Origin of the sequence: Selenomonas sputigena (assembly GCF_026015965.1) — a bacterium.
In the GTDB taxonomy this organism is placed as follows: Bacteria; Bacillota; Negativicutes; order Selenomonadales; family Selenomonadaceae; genus Selenomonas.
Genome location: NZ_CP110383.1, coordinates 1,434,402 through 1,452,286 on the forward strand (window position 1 = coordinate 1,434,402; position 17,885 = coordinate 1,452,286).

The following is a 17,885-nucleotide window of genomic DNA, read 5'->3' on the forward strand; positions in this document are numbered from 1 at the left end:
ACTTGGCGGCCGCCGCATTGAGGTCGTGTGCCATATCGGAGAGACCGCGCGTACTTGCAGCGATCTCTTCTTACGCTTGCACGATCTTACTGAAGTCAGCGACCTCGCGCAGGAGATCGTCGACGCCCTTCAAGAGGGCGAGGCGATTCTTGCGAATCTTCTCGTCGTCCGCCATGACCATGACGGCGTCAAAGAAGGCGTTGATCGGCTCGGCAAGATCCTTGAAATCGTCGATGGCGCCGACGAAGTCGTGCGCCTCGATGAGGCTCTCAGCTGCACTCCTAGCGGAAGCGTAGGCCTTCATCAGTTCCTTCTCCTCGTCCGTCTCGAAGAGCGCTGCATCGACGTGCACTTCGCCCTTCTCCGCCTTCGCCGCGAGGTTCGCCACGCGCACGAAGGCCTGCACGGCGTCCGCCATGCCGGGCGCGGCAAGCTGCTCTCTGACCGCCTTCGCCGCGAGCAGCACGCGGCGCACGTCGTCGACATTGCCAAGCACAGCATCAGCGATGTCGTAGCGTATGCCTTCTTCGGCGAGCACGTTCTTGAGGCGCAGGCGCATGAAGTCAGCGACATCCGCCTGCATCTTCTCGCGCACCGCCGCATCCGTGATCTTGAGCAGATCCATCGTCCAGTCCACGAGGTCATGCAGGGATATGGCAACGCCCGCCTCGATGATGCTGTGTACCATGCCGAGCGCCTGGCGGCGCAGGGCGAAGGGATCTTGAGAACCCGTCGGAATCAGGCCGCGGCTGAACGTCGCGACGATGTTGTCCATCTTGTCCGCGAGACTCACGACGAGCCCCGCACGCGTCTTCGGCTGCGCATCGCCCGCAAAGCGCGGCATGTAGTGCTCGTCGATCGCGAGGGCTACGTCCTCACCCTCGCCGTCGAGACGCGCGTACTCCTTGCCCATGACGCCCTGCAGCTCCGTGAACTCCGTGACCATTCCCGTCACGAGATCCGCCTTGGAAAGAAGCGCTGCACGCATCGCCGCTTTCTTCTCGGCATCATTCGCATCGATGGCGTCAGCGATTTTTCCTGCGAGCTTTTCGAGACGCAGTGACTTGTCGTAGACCGTGCCAAGCCCTTCCTGGAACACGACGGTCTTGAGCTTTTCCAAATGCTCCGCAAGGCTCTTCTTCCTGTCCTCGTCGAAGAAGAACTGCGCGTCGGCGAGGCGCGCGCGCAGCACGCGCTCGTTGCCGTGCTGCACCGTCTCAAGGTACTCTTTCCCGCCGTTTCGCACCGTGAGGAAGAGCGGCAGGAGCTTGCCGTCCGCCGACTTCACGGGGAAGTAGCGCTGATGGTCGCGCATCGGCGTGATGACGGCATCGGGCGGCAGCGCGAGATACTTGTCCTCGAAACTTCCCGCGAGCGCTGTCGGATACTCGACGAGGTAAAGCACCTCTTCGAGGAGGTTCGGCGTGATTTCCGCCGTGCCGCCATGCGCCTTCGCTGCTTCGACGAGTCCCTCCTCAATCAGAGCCTTGCGCCGCGCGGGATCGACGATGATGAAGGCCTTCTCGCACGCCTCCTCGTAATGCGCGGCATCCTCAATCGTGAAGTCGCCCGTGCTGAGGAAACGATGGCCGCGCGATGTATTGCCGCTCTTGACACATGCAAGCTCGAAGGGCACGATCCTATCGCCGTAGAGCGCGACGAGCCAGCGCAGGGGACGAATGAAGCGGAAGTCGAGGTCGCCCCAGCGCATGCTGTTCGGAAGCGGAAGACCTGAAATGAGCTCGGGCAGCATCTTTGCCAGCACCTTTTCCGCACTCTCTCCCTTTTCTTCGACGAGCGCATAGACGTAGCCGTCACGCACGACGAGATCCTGCGCCTTCAATCCCTGCCCGCGTGCGAAGCCTTCCGCCGCCTTCGTCGGCTTGCCTGCCGCATCGAACGCCACCTGTACGGAAGGACCGCGCTTCTCCTCGGCGACGTCCTCCTGCTTTTCTGCGAGTCCTTCGACGACGAGCGCGAGGCGGCGCGGCGTGCCGAGCGTCCGCACCGCGCCGTGCGCGAGGCGCAGTTCCTTCAGAGCCTTCTTCGCGTTCTCGCCAAGCTCCTTGAGCATTCCGGGCATCGCATGTGCCGGAATCTCCTCCGTACCGATCTCCAACAACAAATCCTTGCTCATGCTTTCGCCCCCCTCTTCAGCATCGGATAGCCAAGTTCCTCGCGCTGCTTCAGATAGCACTGGGCGCAAAGGCGCGCAAGCCTTCTCACGCGCCCGATGAACGCCGTGCGCTCCGACACGCTGATCGCGCCGCGCGCGTCGAGCAGATTGAAGGCGTGCGAGCACTTCAAAACGTAATCGTAGGCGGGATGGACGCGCCCCAGCTCAATGATGCGCACGGCCTCCTTCTCGTACTTGTCAAAAAGATCGAAGAGAAGAGCCTCATCCGACAGGTCGAAGGAATACGCCGACTGCTCGACTTCGTTCTGATGGAAGACGTCGCCGTATGTATAATCTGCCGTCCACTGGATGTCGAAGACGTTCTCGACGCCCTGGATGTACATGGCAAGACGCTCCAGCCCATAGGTGATCTCCGAGGAGACGGGCTTGACGTCCACGCTGCCGACCTGCTGGAAATAGGTGAACTGCGTGATCTCCATGCCGTCGAGCCAGACTTCCCAGCCAAGACCCCATGCGCCCAAGGTCGGCGACTCCCAGTTGTCCTCGACGAAGCGGATGTCGTGCTGCTTGGGATCGATGCCAAGGCTTTCGAGACTTTCGAGGTAAAGCTCCTGGATATTGTCAGGCGACGGCTTCATGATGACCTGGAACTGATGGTGCTGATACAGACGATTCGGATTGTCGCCGTAGCGCCCGTCCGCCGGACGGCGCGAAGGCTCGACATAGGCGACGTTCCACGGCTCCGGCCCCAAGACGCGCAGGAAGGTCGCGGGATTCATCGTGCCCGCGCCCTTCTCCACGTCATACGGCTGCGCCAAGATGCAGCCTTGCTCGCTCCAGAACTTCTGCAGAGCGAGGATGATCTCCTGAAACTTCAAATCGAACAACTCCTTATCTCGCGAAACGGACAAAAAAACGCCCCGCCCCGCAACAAAAATGTCACAGGGACGAGACGTATCCCGCGGTTCCACCCTGATTGACGCCGCCGTGCAGCAAAGCATGCTGCGGCAAACGCCCACCTTGAATTTTATTGAACTGATGCTCCAAAGCGCCCGTCACTCCCAAGAACCGCGCAAGAATCGTGCGCCGCCCTGACGGTCTTCCACTGCCACCGTCTCGCTGTACGGAAGTTCCTTTTCTTCTTCATCGCATGTTTAGTTTAGCAAAGGATGCGGCGGCTTGTCAATGGAGGGAATATCATTTGTTATCATACCCAGTTTTCCACGCTTAATCCAGCAACACGTTATGCCGAGCTGCTGCAGCGCCAACCTTTTTAAAAGCTGCGGCACATTCGATCTCTTCGCACGCGCCGCCTTCACAAATTTTCTGCGCTCCATATTGTTGAGCGGAACATTCACCATACGCATAGCAGCCACCTCCCTACAAATGATTATATTTCATCCAATCGTATGCCGTCAAGACAAACTGCACGTTCAAACGCCCGTTTCCCCACGCGCCGCCTTCCAGCCGAGCGCTGCCTGCCTCGCACGGATGAAATCGGCGTAGATACCGCGTTCTTGCAAAAGTTCCTCATGCGTGCCGCGCTGCACGATCCTTCCCTCAGCGACGACGATAATCTGCCGCGCGTTCCGCACGGTGTTGAGCCGATGTGCGATCATGATGACCGTCTTGCCTTTCGTCAGCGATTCCATCGCCTTTTGCAGACGGTCTTCGTTCTCGGGATCGACATTCGCCGTCGCCTCGTCGAAGATGATGATCGGCGCGTCCTTCAAGATGGCACGCGCAATGGAAATGCGCTGGCGCTCACCGCCCGAAAGGCTCGCGCCACCGTCTCCGATCACAGTATCGTAGCCCTCGGGCAGCGCCTCGATGAAGTCGTGGCAGCAGGCCTCGCGTGCAGCGGCGACAACTTCCTCGTGCGTTGCCGTCGGCTTGCCGAAGCGGATGTTGTTTTCTATCGTATCGCGGAAAAGATAGACGTTCTGGAAGACGATGCTGATCTGTCGCATCAAAGATTCGAGCGTGTAGTCGCGCACATCATGTCCGCCGACCTTGATGCTGCCGTCCGCCACATCCCAGAAGCGTGCGATGAGATGGCAGAGTGTCGTCTTGCCCGAGCCGCTCGGACCGACGATCGCCGTCAAGGCGCGCTCAGGAATCGCCAATGAAACATCATCAAGAATCTTTCGCGTACCGTAGAAAAAGTCGACGTGTTCGAAGGAAACATCGTGATGCTCCGGCTCGATATCCGTGCCGCCCGAATCCATCTGCGGCAGATCCGCCGCCCGCTCCGCCTGCTCGATGGAGCTTGTCACAACGCGCAGAATCATCAGCATGCTTCCCGTCGATTCAATCTGCGAGAAAATCAGAAACGAGAGCACCAAACCCATGAGAGCTGTCAGAAGATCCATCGTACCTGCCTCGTAAGAAAACAAGGCGACGAACATGATCAAGACGCTGAAGAGGCGCAGCGTCGTCTCCTGCGCGATGGCGTACGGCGTGAAGATCCTTTCGATAGCGAGATTCGCTGCACGGCTCTCATCAAGGGCTTCACGCACGCGTGTATCGCCCTTGCCACGCAGGTTGAACGCCTTGATGACGGGCATTCCCTCGATCTGCTCGAGAACCGCCTCGACCAGTTTCGCTTGCGCCTTCTGCCGCTTCGGTGCAAGGCTGCGCGACTTCTTTTCCACCGAAGAGGTCACGAGCAAGTAGCAGAGGACGCCGAGAATAAAGAGCACGCCGATGCGCCACTGCCAGAAAAGCAGCATGAGCATGAGGATCAGCGTATTCAAAAAGCCGCTCAAAAGGGTGACCAAGAGGCGCGGCGCCGTGTTCTCCACATCGTTCAGAACCGTCGTCGCAACACCCGTAAGCTCGCCTCTGCTGCTTTCGTCAAAATAGCCCATGGGAACCGCCTTGAGCTTGTCGCCGATGGCGATGCGCTTTTGTGCCACCATGAAGTAGCCGGCATGGACGCGCTGCAGCTGCGAAAAATAATGGGCAACTGCCCTGCCCGTCACGCTCAATGCGAGCAACCCCAGAGAAGAAAGCGCCGCCTCCGCCGTAACCCTTCCTTCGACCAAGGCCTGCAGGACGATGTAGATCGCCGTGATCTGCAGGATGTGGAAGAGTGCGTAAATAACGCCCAGAGCGAGCGACTTGTTGAGGTTTCCCCGCTCCTTTCCCGCAAAATGCCAAATCATCTTCAGCGCTTCAAGCATGGCAATCACCATCCTTTGCTCCGACATGCGCGTGCCACATCGCGCGATACGCTGTGCTCTTTTCAAGCAGCTCCTCGTGCGTGCCGCTCGCCGCAACCATGCCCGCTTCTATGAGGAAGATCTTGTCGGCGTCCGTAATCGTCGACAGCCGATGCGCGATGATGATGACCGTCTTCCCCGCGATGAGGCGTGCGACCGCCCGCTGCAGGACCGCCTCGTTCTCAGGATCGACATAGGCAGTCGCCTCGTCGAGCACGACGATCGGCGCATCCTTCAAGACGGCGCGCGCGATGGCGATGCGCTGACGCTCGCCGCCCGATACATGACTGCCGCCCGTGCCGACGCGCGTGTCATAACCATGCGCAAGCCGCAGGATGAAGTCTTCGCATCCCGCAGCTCGCGCGGCGCGCTCGACCTCCTCGTCGGAGGCCTGCGGCCTGCCCATGCGAATGTTCTCACGAATGCTGTCGTCGAAGAGATAGGCGTCCTGCGCAACGAAGGAAACGAGATCGTAGAGCTGCGCGAGCGGAATATCCGTACTCTCCCTGCCGCCGATCTTCAAGCTGCCCGAATCTATATCCCAATAGCCGGCAATCAGGCGTGCGAGCGTCGTCTTACCGCTGCCGCTCTGTCCGACGAATGCGTTCAAGGTATGCGGTGCAAGCGCAAGGCTCACGCCATGCAGCACTTCCTTGCCATCTTGGTAAGAAAAGCGCACATCCGTAAGCTCGATGCCCGCATTGAGAAGCTCGACATCCGATGTGCCATGATGCTGCTCCTCCGCTCTCAGCAGCTTGTCAGCCGAAGCGACGACTGTCCCGACCTGCGACACCGTGTCAATGAACCCCATGGCCTCGATCAACGGCCCTGCGACTCCCAGAGAAAGAATCACCGCCGTCACGAACACTTCCATGCTCATGCAGTCCTGCATGTAAAGAAGCCAGCCGCCGGGCAAAACCGTCAGCAGTGTCGTCGGCGCGATCGTCATCGCCAAGGAGATGGGAAATTGGCAGTCCTTCATCCACTGATAGAAATATGCAGCGTTCGCCGCGATGCTGCGCGAGAACTTCTCGTAGGACGCCGCGCCCTGGTTGAACGCCTTGATGACCTCGATGCCGCCGATGTACTCGACGATAGCGGCATTCATCGTCTCCGTCGCCGCCACCGACGCCTCGAAGCGCTCCTTGTAATCGCGCATGGCGAAGCTCAGGCAAAAGAGCCCGACGGGGATGGAAACGATTGCCAGGAGCGCCATGCGCCAATCAAGCACAAGCAGATAGCAGAAGATGCAGAAAGGGCCGACGAGATTCGCCGTCAACTCGGGCAGAAGATGCGCGAGCGTGCGCTCCGTGCTCTCCACCTGGTCAACGATGATGTGCTTGACCTCGCCGACAGGCAGATCCGTGACCGTGCCGAGCGGCAGCTTCGGCAGTTTTTGCAGGATCTTCCAGCGAACTTCGCGCAGAATGGAGAACGCCGCCTTATGCGAGACGGAAAGCGCGTACGCATAGAGGATGCTGCGCAGAAGATAGCCGACGAACGCGGCGAAGCACAGCAGAAAAACCTCATCTCTCTGCAGCCCCCGTCCTGCCAGAAGCGCCGCGAGGAGTGACGATACGACGAAATACGGCACAAGTCCGCAGAGCACTGCCGTAACAGAAAGGAAAATCGAAAAGAGAAGCCTGCCATGCTCCTCTTCATCCAACTCCCACAGACGCAGCAAAGCACTTTTCGCATCCATGTCCGCACCTCCTCAATATTTTCCGGTTGGATTCCATGATAAGTTTAACGAATCTTTAGGCAATGATATGTAAATCTATTATCAATGATAATCTATATCGTTATATCATACTTCACGCTGCAATGCAAGAATAAAGGAAGCGCTGATAAAATGAGGTCGCCCAGATTTGCACAGATGCGCTGTATCTATAGCGGTCAACGTCAGCCAATCATGCGACGCGCTTCGCGCTTGCATTCTTGGGACGTTTTCGCATACGAGCCGTTGCCCAATCGCCTGCGTCCTTCGGACTTGGCTCTTGGACGGCTCAGCAAGGAGACAAACCGCAGGCGTAGCGGTGCTACGTCGAGGATTTGTCGACGACGAGAGGACAGCGCAGATGTGTGAAGATGGGTGGCTGAATTTATCAGTGATTCCTAAAGTTTTATTAACGCCTTTCTGCGACACAAAACAGCATCCGTCAAAGAAAAAAGGGCTGCCGCACAAATTGTGCGGCAGCCTCTTTTCGTTGCAGCAAACCTCGCCTTACTTGCCGGCGAGCTTCTTGTAGCCTGCGAGCCTCATCTTGGCATCGCTCTCCGTCTTCTCGAAGAGTGCGTCGGCAGCTTCGGGGAAGCTGCGCTTCAAGGAAGCATAGCGGACTTCGCCCTGCAGGAATTCCTGGAACTTGCTGAAATCCGGCTCCTTCGAGTCGAGCGTGAACGGATTCTTGTCCGTGCCGACGAGCGTCGGGTTGAAGCGATAGTTCGCCCAGTAGCCGCAGGCATTGGCGCGCTTGCCTTCTTCCTGGCTGCAGCCCATGCCGATGCGGATGCCATGGTTGATGCACGGCGAATAGGCGATGATGAGCGACGGTCCTTTATAAGCCTCGGCTTCCTTGATCGCCTTCAAGACCTGGTTGTGGTCGGCGCCCATGTTGACCTGCGCGACGTAGACGTAGCCGTAGGACATCGCCATCATGCCGAGATCCTTCTTCTTCGTCCTCTTGCCCGTCGCAGCGAACTCTGCGATCGCAGCCGCCGGCGTGGACTTCGAAGCCTGACCGCCCGTATTGGAGTAGACTTCCGTATCGAACACGAAGATGTTGACATCCTCGCCCGAAGCGAGCACATGGTCGACGCCGCCGTAGCCGATATCGTAAGCCCAGCCGTCGCCGCCGAAGATCCACTGCGAACGCTTCACGAAGTAGTCGCGCTCATCGTAAATCTTGTTCAGAAGCTCGTCCGTGCCCTTCTCCTTTTCGAGAAGTTCCGTCAGCTTGTCAGCGCGCTCGCGCGTGCCCTCGCCCTCGGCCATGTTGTCCTTCCAGTCCTTCAAAGCAGCCTGGAGGTCTGCGCTTCCCTTGCCATCTGTAAGAGCCGCATCGACATCTGCCGCAACGCGGTCGCGGATCGCACGAACGCCGAGGAACATGCCGAGACCGAACTCTGCGTTGTCCTCGAAGAGGGAGTTCGCCCAAGCCGGGCCATAGCCCTTCTCGTTCTTCGTGTACGGCATCGCCGGCGCGCTGCCGCCCCAGATCGACGAGCAGCCCGTAGCATTCGAGATCATCATGCGGTCGCCGAAGAGCTGCGTGAGGAGCTTCGCGTACGGCGTCTCGCCGCAGCCTGCGCAAGCGCCCGAGAATTCGAGCAGCGGCTTCTCGAACTGCGAGCCGATGACCGTGTCCTTCTTCATCGGGTTCTTCTTCGGTGCGACCTTCTTCGCGTCGACGCCGTAATCGAAGTAGACCTGCTGCGCCTTGAGGTCGTCGTCGAGCGGCTTCATGTCGAGAGCCTTCGCCGGGCAGACCTGTGCACAGTTGCCGCAGCCGAGGCAGTCCATCGTGGAGACGGCGATCGTGAAGTTGTAGTCCTTGATCGCCTTGGACTTCTTCCACGGGAAGCCAGCGGGGGCCGCATCCTTCTCCGCGTCCGTCGTGAGTACGGGCCGGATCGTCGCATGCGGGCAGACGTACGAGCACTGATTGCAGCCGATACACTTTTCGGCATTCCATACGGGAACATTGATCGCCGTGCCGCGCTTCTCGTAAGCCGCGCCGCCGACAGGGAACGTGCCGTCGACCATTTCCTCAGCGAACTGCGAAACCTTGAGGCGGTCGCCTTCCTGACGGTTCATGACATTCTGAACGCCCGTGATGAACGCCGGAATCTCATGTGCCTCTTCCTTCTCGTCCTCGGCATTCGCCCAGTCCGCAGGAACATTGACGCGATGCAGAGCCTCGATGCCCTTGTCGATGGCGCCATTGTTCATGTCGACGATCTTTTGACCCTTCTTGCCATACGATGTGACGACAGCATCCTTGAGGTATTTGACAGCCGTTTCAATCGGAATGATGTTCGCGAGCTTGAAGAACGCGGACTGCATGACCATGTTGAAGCGACCACCAAGGCCGAGTTCCTTGGCAATTTCCACAGCGTTGACCGTGTAGAACTCGATGTCGTTCTTCGCGATGTAGCGCTTCATGTAGGCGGGCAGGTGCTTCGAGAGATCCTCCTCGCTCCAGACCGTGTTGAGCAGGAATTTGCCGCCGCGCTTGAGACCTGCGAGGAGATCGTACTTCGTCACATACGACTGCTGCGAACACGAGATGAAGTTCGCGTTATGAATGAGGTACGGCGAATTGATCGGAGACTTGCCGAAGCGCAGATGCGACATCGTGATGCCGCCCGACTTCTTCGAGTCATAGGCGAAATACGCCTGCGCATACATGTCGGTCTTGTCGCCGATGATCTTGATGGCACTCTTGTTCGCGCCGACCGTGCCGTCCGAGCCAAGACCCCAGAACTTGCAGGCCGTCGTGCCTTCCGGCGTGAGATCGACGTCCTCGGGATACTCAGCGAGCGACGTATGCGTGACATCATCGTCGATGGCAATCGTGAAGCCGTGCTTCGGATCGTCCTTCTTGAGTTCCTCGTAGACCGAGAGGACATGATCGGGCGTCGTGTCCTTGCCGCCGAGACCATAGCGGCCGCCGACGATGACAGGGTTCATGTCGGAGTTGTAGAATGCCGCCTTGACATCGAGGTAGAGCGGCTCGCCGATCGCGCCCGGCTCCTTCGTGCGGTCGAGGACGGCGATCTTCTTGACCGTCTTCGGCAGATACTTGAAGAAATGTTCGAGCGAGAACGGACGATAGAGATGCACGGAAAGAAGGCCGACCTTTTCACCCTTGGAATTGAGATAATCCACGGCTTCGCCGGCCGTCTGACAGATCGAGCCCATGGCGATGATGATGCGCTCGGCATCCTTTGCACCATGATAGTCGAAGAGATGGTGCTCGCGGCCCGTGATCTTCGCGAGATCTGCCATGGCTTCCTCGACAAGCTCAGGCAGCGCTTCATAGTACTTGTTGGCGGCTTCCTGCGACTGGAAGTAGATATCCGGGTTCTGCGCCGTACCGCGGATGACCGGATGATTCGGGTTCAGTGCGCGTGCACGGAACTCCTTGACCGCATCCCAGTCGAGGAGTTTCGCAAGATCGTCAAAGTCGATGACTTCGATCTTCTGAATCTCATGCGACGTGCGGAAACCGTCGAAGAAGTTGATGAAAGGCACGCGGCCCTTGATGGCGACGAGATGCGCGACAGCGGCGAGATCCATGACCTCCTGCACGCTCGCCTCACACAGCATCGCACAGCCCGTCTGACGCGCTGCCATAACATCGCGCTGATCGCCGAAAATATTGAGGGAGGAAGTCGCCAGAGCACGGGCGCTCACATGGAAGACACCGGGAAGGAGCTCGCCGGCAATCTTGTAGAGGTTCGGGATCATCAGCAGGAAGCCCTGCGAAGCCGTGTACGTCGTCGTCAGGGCGCCTGCCTGCAAAGAACCGTGCACAGCGCCTGCAGCGCCTGCCTCGGACTGCATCTCGATGACGCGCACCTTCTGACCGAAGATGTTCTTCGTTCCCTTCGCCGCCAGAGCGTCGACATGCTCCGCCATCGGCGAGGACGGCGTGATCGGGTAGATGGCCGCAACATCGGTGAATGCGTAGGAAATATATCCCGCAGCCGTGTTGCCGTCCATGGTCTTCATTTTTTTGCTCATGTTTTGAATTGCTCCCCTCTTTATAAAAAGATACAAAACACATAAATGTGGGTAATACCCGCTATGACCTATTATACACCGAACCATTCCTGTTGTAAATAAACAGCATGAGGAACAATTCGGAAAAATAGGAGAAAATCACAGATTTATTGACCTTGCGTCCGCCTCCCGATATAATAGAAACCATTATGAAAACTGCACCAAGACCGCCAAGAAAGCTAGGAGTGGAATCTCTTGCATCACCTTCGCCGCCTGAGGCCTCTCGTGCCCGCACTCATCGTCCCTCTGATCCTTTGGGCGACCGTCATCGAAAGTGATGAAGCGCTCTATGCCAAGGCGCCGCTTCGCGCCATAACGGAGACGTCCATGCTGCATCCCTTGTCCTTCTCCCCCATTCTCGTGTGGGAGAAGAACGTCAACGCCACGCACTACGAAATCGAATTCTTCCGCGAACAGCCTGCCATTTGCTATCCCGATACGGCGTCCTCCGAAGCCGTCTGGCGCTCCGATGACGTCTATGCGAGCAGTTACAACCCGCCGCTCTTCCTCTTCGCTGCCGATCTCTTGGGGCGCGCGCCGCTCTATTGGCGCGTGCGCGCCCTCGACTTCGACGGCACGCCCGTGTCGCTTTTCAGTGCCGTCATGCCGCTCTACACGAGCGCCGCCGTCGCGCCGAGCGTCATGACCGTGCCACTTCCCATCGCCTTCTCCGAGCTCACAGCGCCTCTTCTCTATCCCGTCTACCATTGGGTGCGCCCCTATCGTGCGCATGCCTTCGAGGTCGCACTCTACGCAGAAGATCCGACGGAAACCCCCGACGCCGAGCCGATCGACACGATGACGACGCGGCTTTCTGAAATCTACGACCAGAAGCCCCGCATCGGCTCCGGATTCTTCTACTGGCGCGTGCGTTCGCTCGACGAGGCAGACGAACCCGCAAGCGACTGGTCTCCCGTGCTGAAGTTCCGCAACGACCCCCAAGACAACTGGGAAATCGCTGTTTTCGGCGACAGCATCAGCCACGGCGGCGGTCATATCTCCTACGGGCCCGCCGACCACGAATTCAGCTGGCTCTCCTATCTCGACTTTCCTGCCATCAACCTCTCGATGAGCGGCGATACGAGCGTGACAATGCTCGAACGCTTCGAAGCGGACGTCCTGCCCTTCCATCCGCGCTACCTGCTTATCCTGAATGGCACGAACAGCCTGCGTGCGGGCGTCAGCGCCGCCGAGGTCATCGCCGACCTTGAAGAACTCAAGGCACGCTGCCTCGCGAACGGCATCCGCCCCATCTTCCTCACGCTGCCGCCGATCAACCCCGAGAACATCGCACGCGCCTTTGACGAGCCGACGGCGGATGACTGGCAGACGCAGTTCTCCCTCGTCAACGCCTTCCTGCGCACCGAGGTGCACATCGATGTGGCGGCGGCATTCTCCACCCATCCCCTGCTGCCGACGGAACTGGCTCTGGACGGACTGCACGAGGACGTGATCGGAAAGCAGCTCATCGCCCAGACGGTCAACCGCGCCTGGCCGGAAACGAAGCAGCAAGCTGACCGACTTCCCGCGCAGTAGGTTTTGGGGCGTGATGACAATATATTAAGGAGAATATATTGTATTTATCTCTCTTCCGATATAGAATAAGGAGTATAGATTCAAAACACACGGACATGCTCCGTTCCAAAAGAAAGGCGGTCATATTCATGCAGGCAATCGAAATCAAGAAAGGCATCTACTGGGTCGGCGCCATCGACTGGTCGATGCGCAGTTTTCACGGCTACGAGACGGGACGCGGTTCAAGCTACAATGCCTACCTCATCCTCGACGAGAAAATCACGCTGATCGACACGGTGAAAGAACCGTTCCGTGATGAGCTGATTTCACGCATCTCCTCCGTCATCGACCCCGCCAAGATCGACATCATCGTCTCGAACCATGTCGAGCCCGATCACTCCGGCTCTATCCCTGCGATGATGAAGCTTTGCCCCAAGGCGGAAATCTATACGAGCGATCCCAACGGCTTCAAGGGATTGACCGCCCACTACGGCGATCTTCCCTACCACGGCGTCAAGGCGGGTGACACACTGAGCCTCGGCAAGCGCACGCTCACGTTCGTGCCGACGCCCATGCTCCACTGGCCCGACAGCATGGTCACCTACTGCCCCGAAGAGAAGATTCTCTTCTCGAACGACGCTTTCGGTCAGCACCTTGCCGCTTCCAAGCTCTTCGACGATGAAGTGGACTTCGCCGTACTCATGGAAGAGGCGAAAAAGTACTATGCGAACATCCTCATGCTCTACGGACGCCAGGCGCAGACGGCCTTGAAAGCGCTCGCAGGGATCGACATCGAGATGATCGCCACAGGACACGGCCGACTCTGGCGCTCCCATATCCCCGACATTCTCGCCGCCTACCAGAAGTGGAGTACGGGCGAGCTGGAAGATAAGGCCGTCGTCGTCTTCGACTCCATGTGGCATTCGACGGAAAAGATGGCGCGCGCCATCGCCGAGGCCTTCGCTGAAAAGGGTCTGCCCACGCAGTTCTATGACATCAAGAAGACACATATGTCCGACATCGTCGTCGACGTCCTCACGAGCCGCTACCTTGCCGTCGGCTCGCCGACCATCAACAACCAGATGATGCCGACCATCGCGGGCTTCCTCTGCTACCTCAAGGGACTCGCGCCAAAGGGACGCGAAGCCTTCGCCTTCGGCTCTTACGGCTGGGGCGGCCAGAGCATCAAGCTCGTCGAAGACGAGCTCAAGGCCGCCGGCTGCAACATCTGCCTCGCCATGATCCGCATCGCGAACGTGCCGAGCAAAGAGCAGCTCGATGAAGTCCGCGAGAAGGTCAAGGGAATTGAGATAAAATAATGATAAAGAAAAACGCTGCTGAAAATGTTCGGCAGCGTTTTTCTTTATCTCACACAAAAGCAGTATGACTTTTGCCATATTTTTCCTTTTACCGTCCGAGCATCGCGAGCATCGTGCCTGCGGCGACGGCGGTGCCGATGACGCCGGCTACGTTCGGTCCCATGGCGTGCATGAGGAGGAAGTTGCCGGGCCGTGACTTCGCGCCGACGACCTGGCTGACGCGCGCTGCCATCGGCACGGCGGAAACGCCGGCGGAGCCGATCAGCGGATTGACCTTGTGACCCGAAACGACGTACATGATCTTGCCAAAGATGACGCCGCCCGCCGTGCCGCCGATGAAAGCGACGAGTCCGAGCATGATGATGAGCAGCGTGTCGCGCGTGAGGAAGTGCTCCGCCGACATCGTCATGCCCGTGCCCGTGGCGAGAAAAATCGTGATAATGTTGCACAGTGAGTTCTGCGCCGTATCCGAAAGGCGGTCGGTGACGCCCGATTCACGGAAGAGGTTGCCGAGCATGAGCATGCCCAAAAGCGCTGCGATCGACGGCAGCAGCAAGCTGATGAAGATGGTCGCGACGAGCGGGAAGATGACCTTCTCGAACTTCGTTACGTCACGCAGCTGCTCCATGACGACCTCGCGCTCCGTCTTCGTCGTGAAGAGCTTCATGATGGGCGGCTGAATGAGCGGCACGAGCGACATGTAGGAGTACGCTGCGACAGCGATCGCCCCCAAGAGATTCGGCGCGAGCTTCGTCGCCAGATAGATGGACGTCGGTCCATCGGCGCCGCCGATGATGCCGATGGCGGCGGATTCTTCGACGGAGAAGCCGCAGACCATGGCGAGCCCGAGTGCTACGAAGACGCCGATCTGCGCCGCCGCTCCCAAGAGGAGCGTGTTCGGATTGGCGATCAGAGGGCCGAAGTCCGTCATCGCGCCGATGCCGAGGAAGATCAGCGGCGGAAAGATTTCGTAGGTGATGCCGAAGTTGATTGCCTTCATGACGTTCATCTCTTCAGCGAAGAAGCCCGTCTCCGGAAAATTCGCCAAGATACAGCCGAAAGCGATCGGGCCAAGGAGCAGCGGCTCGAACTCCTTGGCAAAGGCCAGATAAAGAAGCACGAGTCCGACGAGAATCATGATGCCGTTGCCCATCGTGAAGTGGGAAAAGCCCGATCCTGCCCAGACGGCCTGCAGCGATACGATAAAAGCATTGAGGAATTCCATGATTTTGCCTCCTTTGCATCCGATGGTCTAGCGCAGGGCGCGGCCGGAGTTCTTCCAGCCATCGCGCGCCAGCGGGCGGATCGTGCGGATCGCGCCTGCCGAAAATCCCGCGAGCGTGACGGCCGCCGCAATCGCCGCGACAACCTCCGCCGAAAGGCCTTCCGGCTCGGGAGCGCGCACAGGCTCCGGCGCGGCAATCGGTGCTGCTGCGGGAGCTGCGACGGAAACCGGCGTTTCCTTCTTGCGCGTCGGATCAACGGCATGGATCAGCCGAATCAGGAGACTCAGTGAAATCAAGACGATGAATACGACGGTCATGTTGATCAGCATGATGATCAAAGGATTCGTTGTTACTGGCTGTGACATACACTCACCTCATTCTTGATAGATGAAAATGCTGCGTCTTGCAAGGAAGTGTATCGTTTCCTCGTTTCTATTATAGATGAATTTTCAAAAAACTTAAAATACATTATATGAATAAAGAGGATAACTTTTAGTTATCCTCCGATAAGACAACGTACTTTTTCCACATAGATTCTCCGAAAGGCGGCTCTTTCCCCAAGCGTCCTCCTGTCGAGCCGCACGGAAAAGCCCGCCTTCTGCAGGCGGCTCTTCCACGAGCCGTCCTCTTCCCCTGCCAGATCGTGCCTGACATGGCGTCCGCCCGCCAAGAGGAGCGGGGCGAGCAGCACGTGCTTTTTCCCGCTCTTTTCAAGGCGATCGAGCACCATGGCAAAGTTCGGCACATCCGCCTCCTCCAACACGCCGATATGTACGGGAAGCCCCTCTTCATCTGCACGCTGCTGCAACAGCGTGTAGGCAGGATTGTGCCTGTGCGGCGAACCGTGGCCGAGGAGCACCATCTCCTCTCCTGCCTGCGCTGCAAGACCGGAAAAGATCGCGGCCAAACCGTGCGCAATATCATCGTTTTCTGTACCGTCTGCGCGAAAGAATACAGGCTCACCGACCTTGAGCACGTCGAAGCGCGAAGAGAACGCTTCCGCTTCCTTGAGAATCTTGTTTTCGTATTCCTCTCCTGGCGTCAGATGCGTCGGCTGCACATAGACTTCACGCACACCCGCCCGGCAAAGTTCTTCCAAGCGCTCCGCCAGAGAAGCCATATCGATTCCCGCCTCCTGCAGGCGGCGACGAATGAAGGCGGACGTATAAGCCTCGACAACCGTGAATTCCGGAAAGGCCTCCGCGATCTCGCGCGCGATTGGTACGAGGCTTTTCTCCCGCGCCTCGGACGCACTGACGCCGAAGCTCGTGACGACGATAGCAGGGCGCATCACCCCTGCTCCTTCTTGACGATGTCAGCGATGCGGCGGCAGATCGTCTCAAGCTGCGCCTGGTCAGGGCCTTCCGCCATCACGCGGATCAAAGGCTCCGTGCCCGACGGGCGCACGAGGATGCGGCCATCGCCGCCAAGCTCTTCTTCTCCTGCGCGAATGGCCGCAGCAATCGCCTCATTCTCCTCCCAACCTTCCTTCGAAGCGACGACGACGTTGACGAGAAGCTGCGGATAGCTCTTCATCAGGGCGGAAAGTTCCGACGCCTTGCGCCCCGTGCGCTTCAGCGCTGCAAGCACCTGCAGGGCGGTGATGAGTCCGTCGCCCGTCGTGCTGAAGTCAGAAAAGATGATGTGCCCCGACTGTTCGCCGCCGAGACGGTAGCCGTGCTCGCGCATGTTTTCGAGCACATAGCGGTCGCCGACCTGCGTAATCTCCGCACGCCCGCCCGCTTTCTCGATCGCCTTGTGAAAGCCGATGTTTGCCATGACCGTCGTCACGACGGTATTCCCTGCGAGCCTTCCCTTCTCCATCATGTCCTTGGCACACATGACGAGGATGTGGTCGCCGTCGATGACCTCGCCCTTCTCATCCACACACAGGCAGCGGTCAGCATCTCCGTCGTGCGCGATGCCGATGTCCGCGCCATCCGCAAGCACCGTCTTCTGCAGCGATTCAAGATGCGTCGAGCCGCAAGCCTCGTTGATGTTGACGCCGTCCGGTTCTGCATGGATCACATGCACGTCGGCGCCCAGGCGGCGCAGGACGCGCGGCATGCAGTCGTACGCCGCGCCGTTCGCACAGTCGAGCACAATCTTCAAGCCGTTGAGCTGCACGCCTGCCGTGCTCTGCACGAAGTCGATGTACTCGCGCACATATTCCTTGCGGCGCTTGATGCGGCCGATGTTCTCACGCGTCGCACGCGGCAGCTTCTCGCCCGCCTCGATGCGGCGCACGAGGCTTTCGATCTCGTCCTCCACAGCATCGGGCAGTTTGTAGCCATCGCCGCCGAAAAATTTGATGCCGTTGTCGTAGAAGGGATTGTGCGACGCCGAGATGACGATGCCCGCAGCCGCCTTGTGTGTCCTCGCCAGATAGGCGATAGCGGGCGTCGGGCAGACGCCGACGATCTCGACGCGCCCTCCGGCCGAGCAGATGCCCGTCGCGAGAGCGGACTCGAAAAGGTTGCCCGAGATGCGCGTGTCGCGCCCGATGATGATCAAGGGATTTTGCTGCACCTTCTCGCCGAAGTACAGGGCTGCCGCCCAGCCGAGACGATATGCCAACTCCGGGCAGAGCGCCACGTTTGCTTCTCCGCGAACACCGTCCGTACCAAAAAGTCTTGCCATGAAATTCTCTCCTATTCTTCATCGCCCTTGGCGATC

The 17,885-nt window shown here is 58.8% G+C and carries 12 protein-coding genes; 2 read left to right on the forward strand and 10 right to left on the reverse strand.

All coding sequences use genetic code 11. The features are described 5' to 3' along the window. Positions 1 to 70: 70 nt before the first annotated feature. The 6 genes from glyS to nifJ form a co-directional block, all read right to left on the reverse strand. The gene (gene glyS / locus OL236_RS07000; RefSeq protein WP_265070079.1) at positions 71 to 2,137 is read right to left on the reverse strand and encodes a glycine--tRNA ligase subunit beta; all 2,067 of its coding nucleotides are present in this window, start codon (positions 2,135 to 2,137) and stop codon (positions 71 to 73) included. Then, positions 2,134 to 3,015 (reverse strand): glycine--tRNA ligase subunit alpha, encoded by an 882-nt coding sequence (glyQ, locus tag OL236_RS07005; protein WP_264918682.1) that lies wholly within the window; start codon positions 3,013 to 3,015, stop codon positions 2,134 to 2,136. The genes glyS and glyQ overlap by 4 nt, the downstream gene beginning before the upstream one ends. A gap of 276 nt (positions 3,016 to 3,291) precedes the next feature. Next, positions 3,292 to 3,504 (reverse strand): hypothetical protein, encoded by a 213-nt coding sequence (locus OL236_RS07010; protein WP_265070080.1) that lies wholly within the window; start codon positions 3,502 to 3,504, stop codon positions 3,292 to 3,294. 66 nt (positions 3,505 to 3,570) lie between these two features. Further along, positions 3,571 to 5,322 (reverse strand): ABC transporter ATP-binding protein, encoded by a 1,752-nt coding sequence (locus OL236_RS07015; RefSeq protein WP_265071801.1) that lies wholly within the window; start codon positions 5,320 to 5,322, stop codon positions 3,571 to 3,573. After that, positions 5,315 to 7,063, reverse strand: coding sequence for an ABC transporter ATP-binding protein (locus tag OL236_RS07020; protein ID WP_265070081.1), 1,749 nt, complete (start codon positions 7,061 to 7,063; stop codon positions 5,315 to 5,317). The genes OL236_RS07015 and OL236_RS07020 overlap by 8 nt, the downstream gene beginning before the upstream one ends. 522 nt (positions 7,064 to 7,585) lie before the next feature. Further along, on the reverse strand, positions 7,586 to 11,110 hold the full coding sequence (gene nifJ, locus OL236_RS07025; protein ID WP_265070082.1) for a pyruvate:ferredoxin (flavodoxin) oxidoreductase: 3,525 nt from the start codon (positions 11,108 to 11,110) through the stop codon (positions 7,586 to 7,588). 234 nt (positions 11,111 to 11,344) lie between these two features. Here nifJ and OL236_RS07030 point away from each other — a divergent pair, with 234 nt between their 5' ends. Both OL236_RS07030 and OL236_RS07035 read left to right on the forward strand, forming a co-directional pair. After that, positions 11,345 to 12,685 (forward strand): SGNH/GDSL hydrolase family protein, encoded by a 1,341-nt coding sequence (locus OL236_RS07030; protein WP_265070083.1) that lies wholly within the window; start codon positions 11,345 to 11,347, stop codon positions 12,683 to 12,685. A gap of 128 nt (positions 12,686 to 12,813) precedes the next feature. Further along, the gene (locus OL236_RS07035) at positions 12,814 to 13,983 is read left to right on the forward strand and encodes an FprA family A-type flavoprotein (protein ID WP_265070084.1); all 1,170 of its coding nucleotides are present in this window, start codon (positions 12,814 to 12,816) and stop codon (positions 13,981 to 13,983) included. An 88-nt stretch (positions 13,984 to 14,071) separates the two neighbouring features. Here OL236_RS07035 and OL236_RS07040 read toward each other — a convergent pair whose 3' ends face one another. The 4 genes from OL236_RS07040 to glmM form a co-directional block, all read right to left on the reverse strand. Then, positions 14,072 to 15,208 carry a sodium ion-translocating decarboxylase subunit beta gene (locus OL236_RS07040; RefSeq protein ID WP_264918675.1) on the reverse strand — a complete coding sequence of 379 codons (1,137 nt, stop codon included), beginning with the start codon at positions 15,206 to 15,208 and terminating at the stop codon, positions 14,072 to 14,074. A 27-nt stretch (positions 15,209 to 15,235) separates the two neighbouring features. Continuing rightward, positions 15,236 to 15,574, reverse strand: coding sequence for an OadG family transporter subunit (locus tag OL236_RS07045; RefSeq protein WP_013740913.1), 339 nt, complete (start codon positions 15,572 to 15,574; stop codon positions 15,236 to 15,238). A 131-nt stretch (positions 15,575 to 15,705) separates the two neighbouring features. After that, positions 15,706 to 16,500 carry a sirohydrochlorin cobaltochelatase gene (locus tag OL236_RS07050; protein WP_265070085.1) on the reverse strand — a complete coding sequence of 265 codons (795 nt, stop codon included), beginning with the start codon at positions 16,498 to 16,500 and terminating at the stop codon, positions 15,706 to 15,708. After that, positions 16,500 to 17,849: a phosphoglucosamine mutase gene (glmM, locus tag OL236_RS07055; RefSeq protein WP_265070086.1), complete on the reverse strand. Its 1,350-nt coding sequence runs from the start codon at positions 17,847 to 17,849 to the stop codon at positions 16,500 to 16,502. The genes OL236_RS07050 and glmM overlap by 1 nt, the downstream gene beginning before the upstream one ends. Between the last annotated feature and the right edge of the window lie 36 nt (positions 17,850 to 17,885).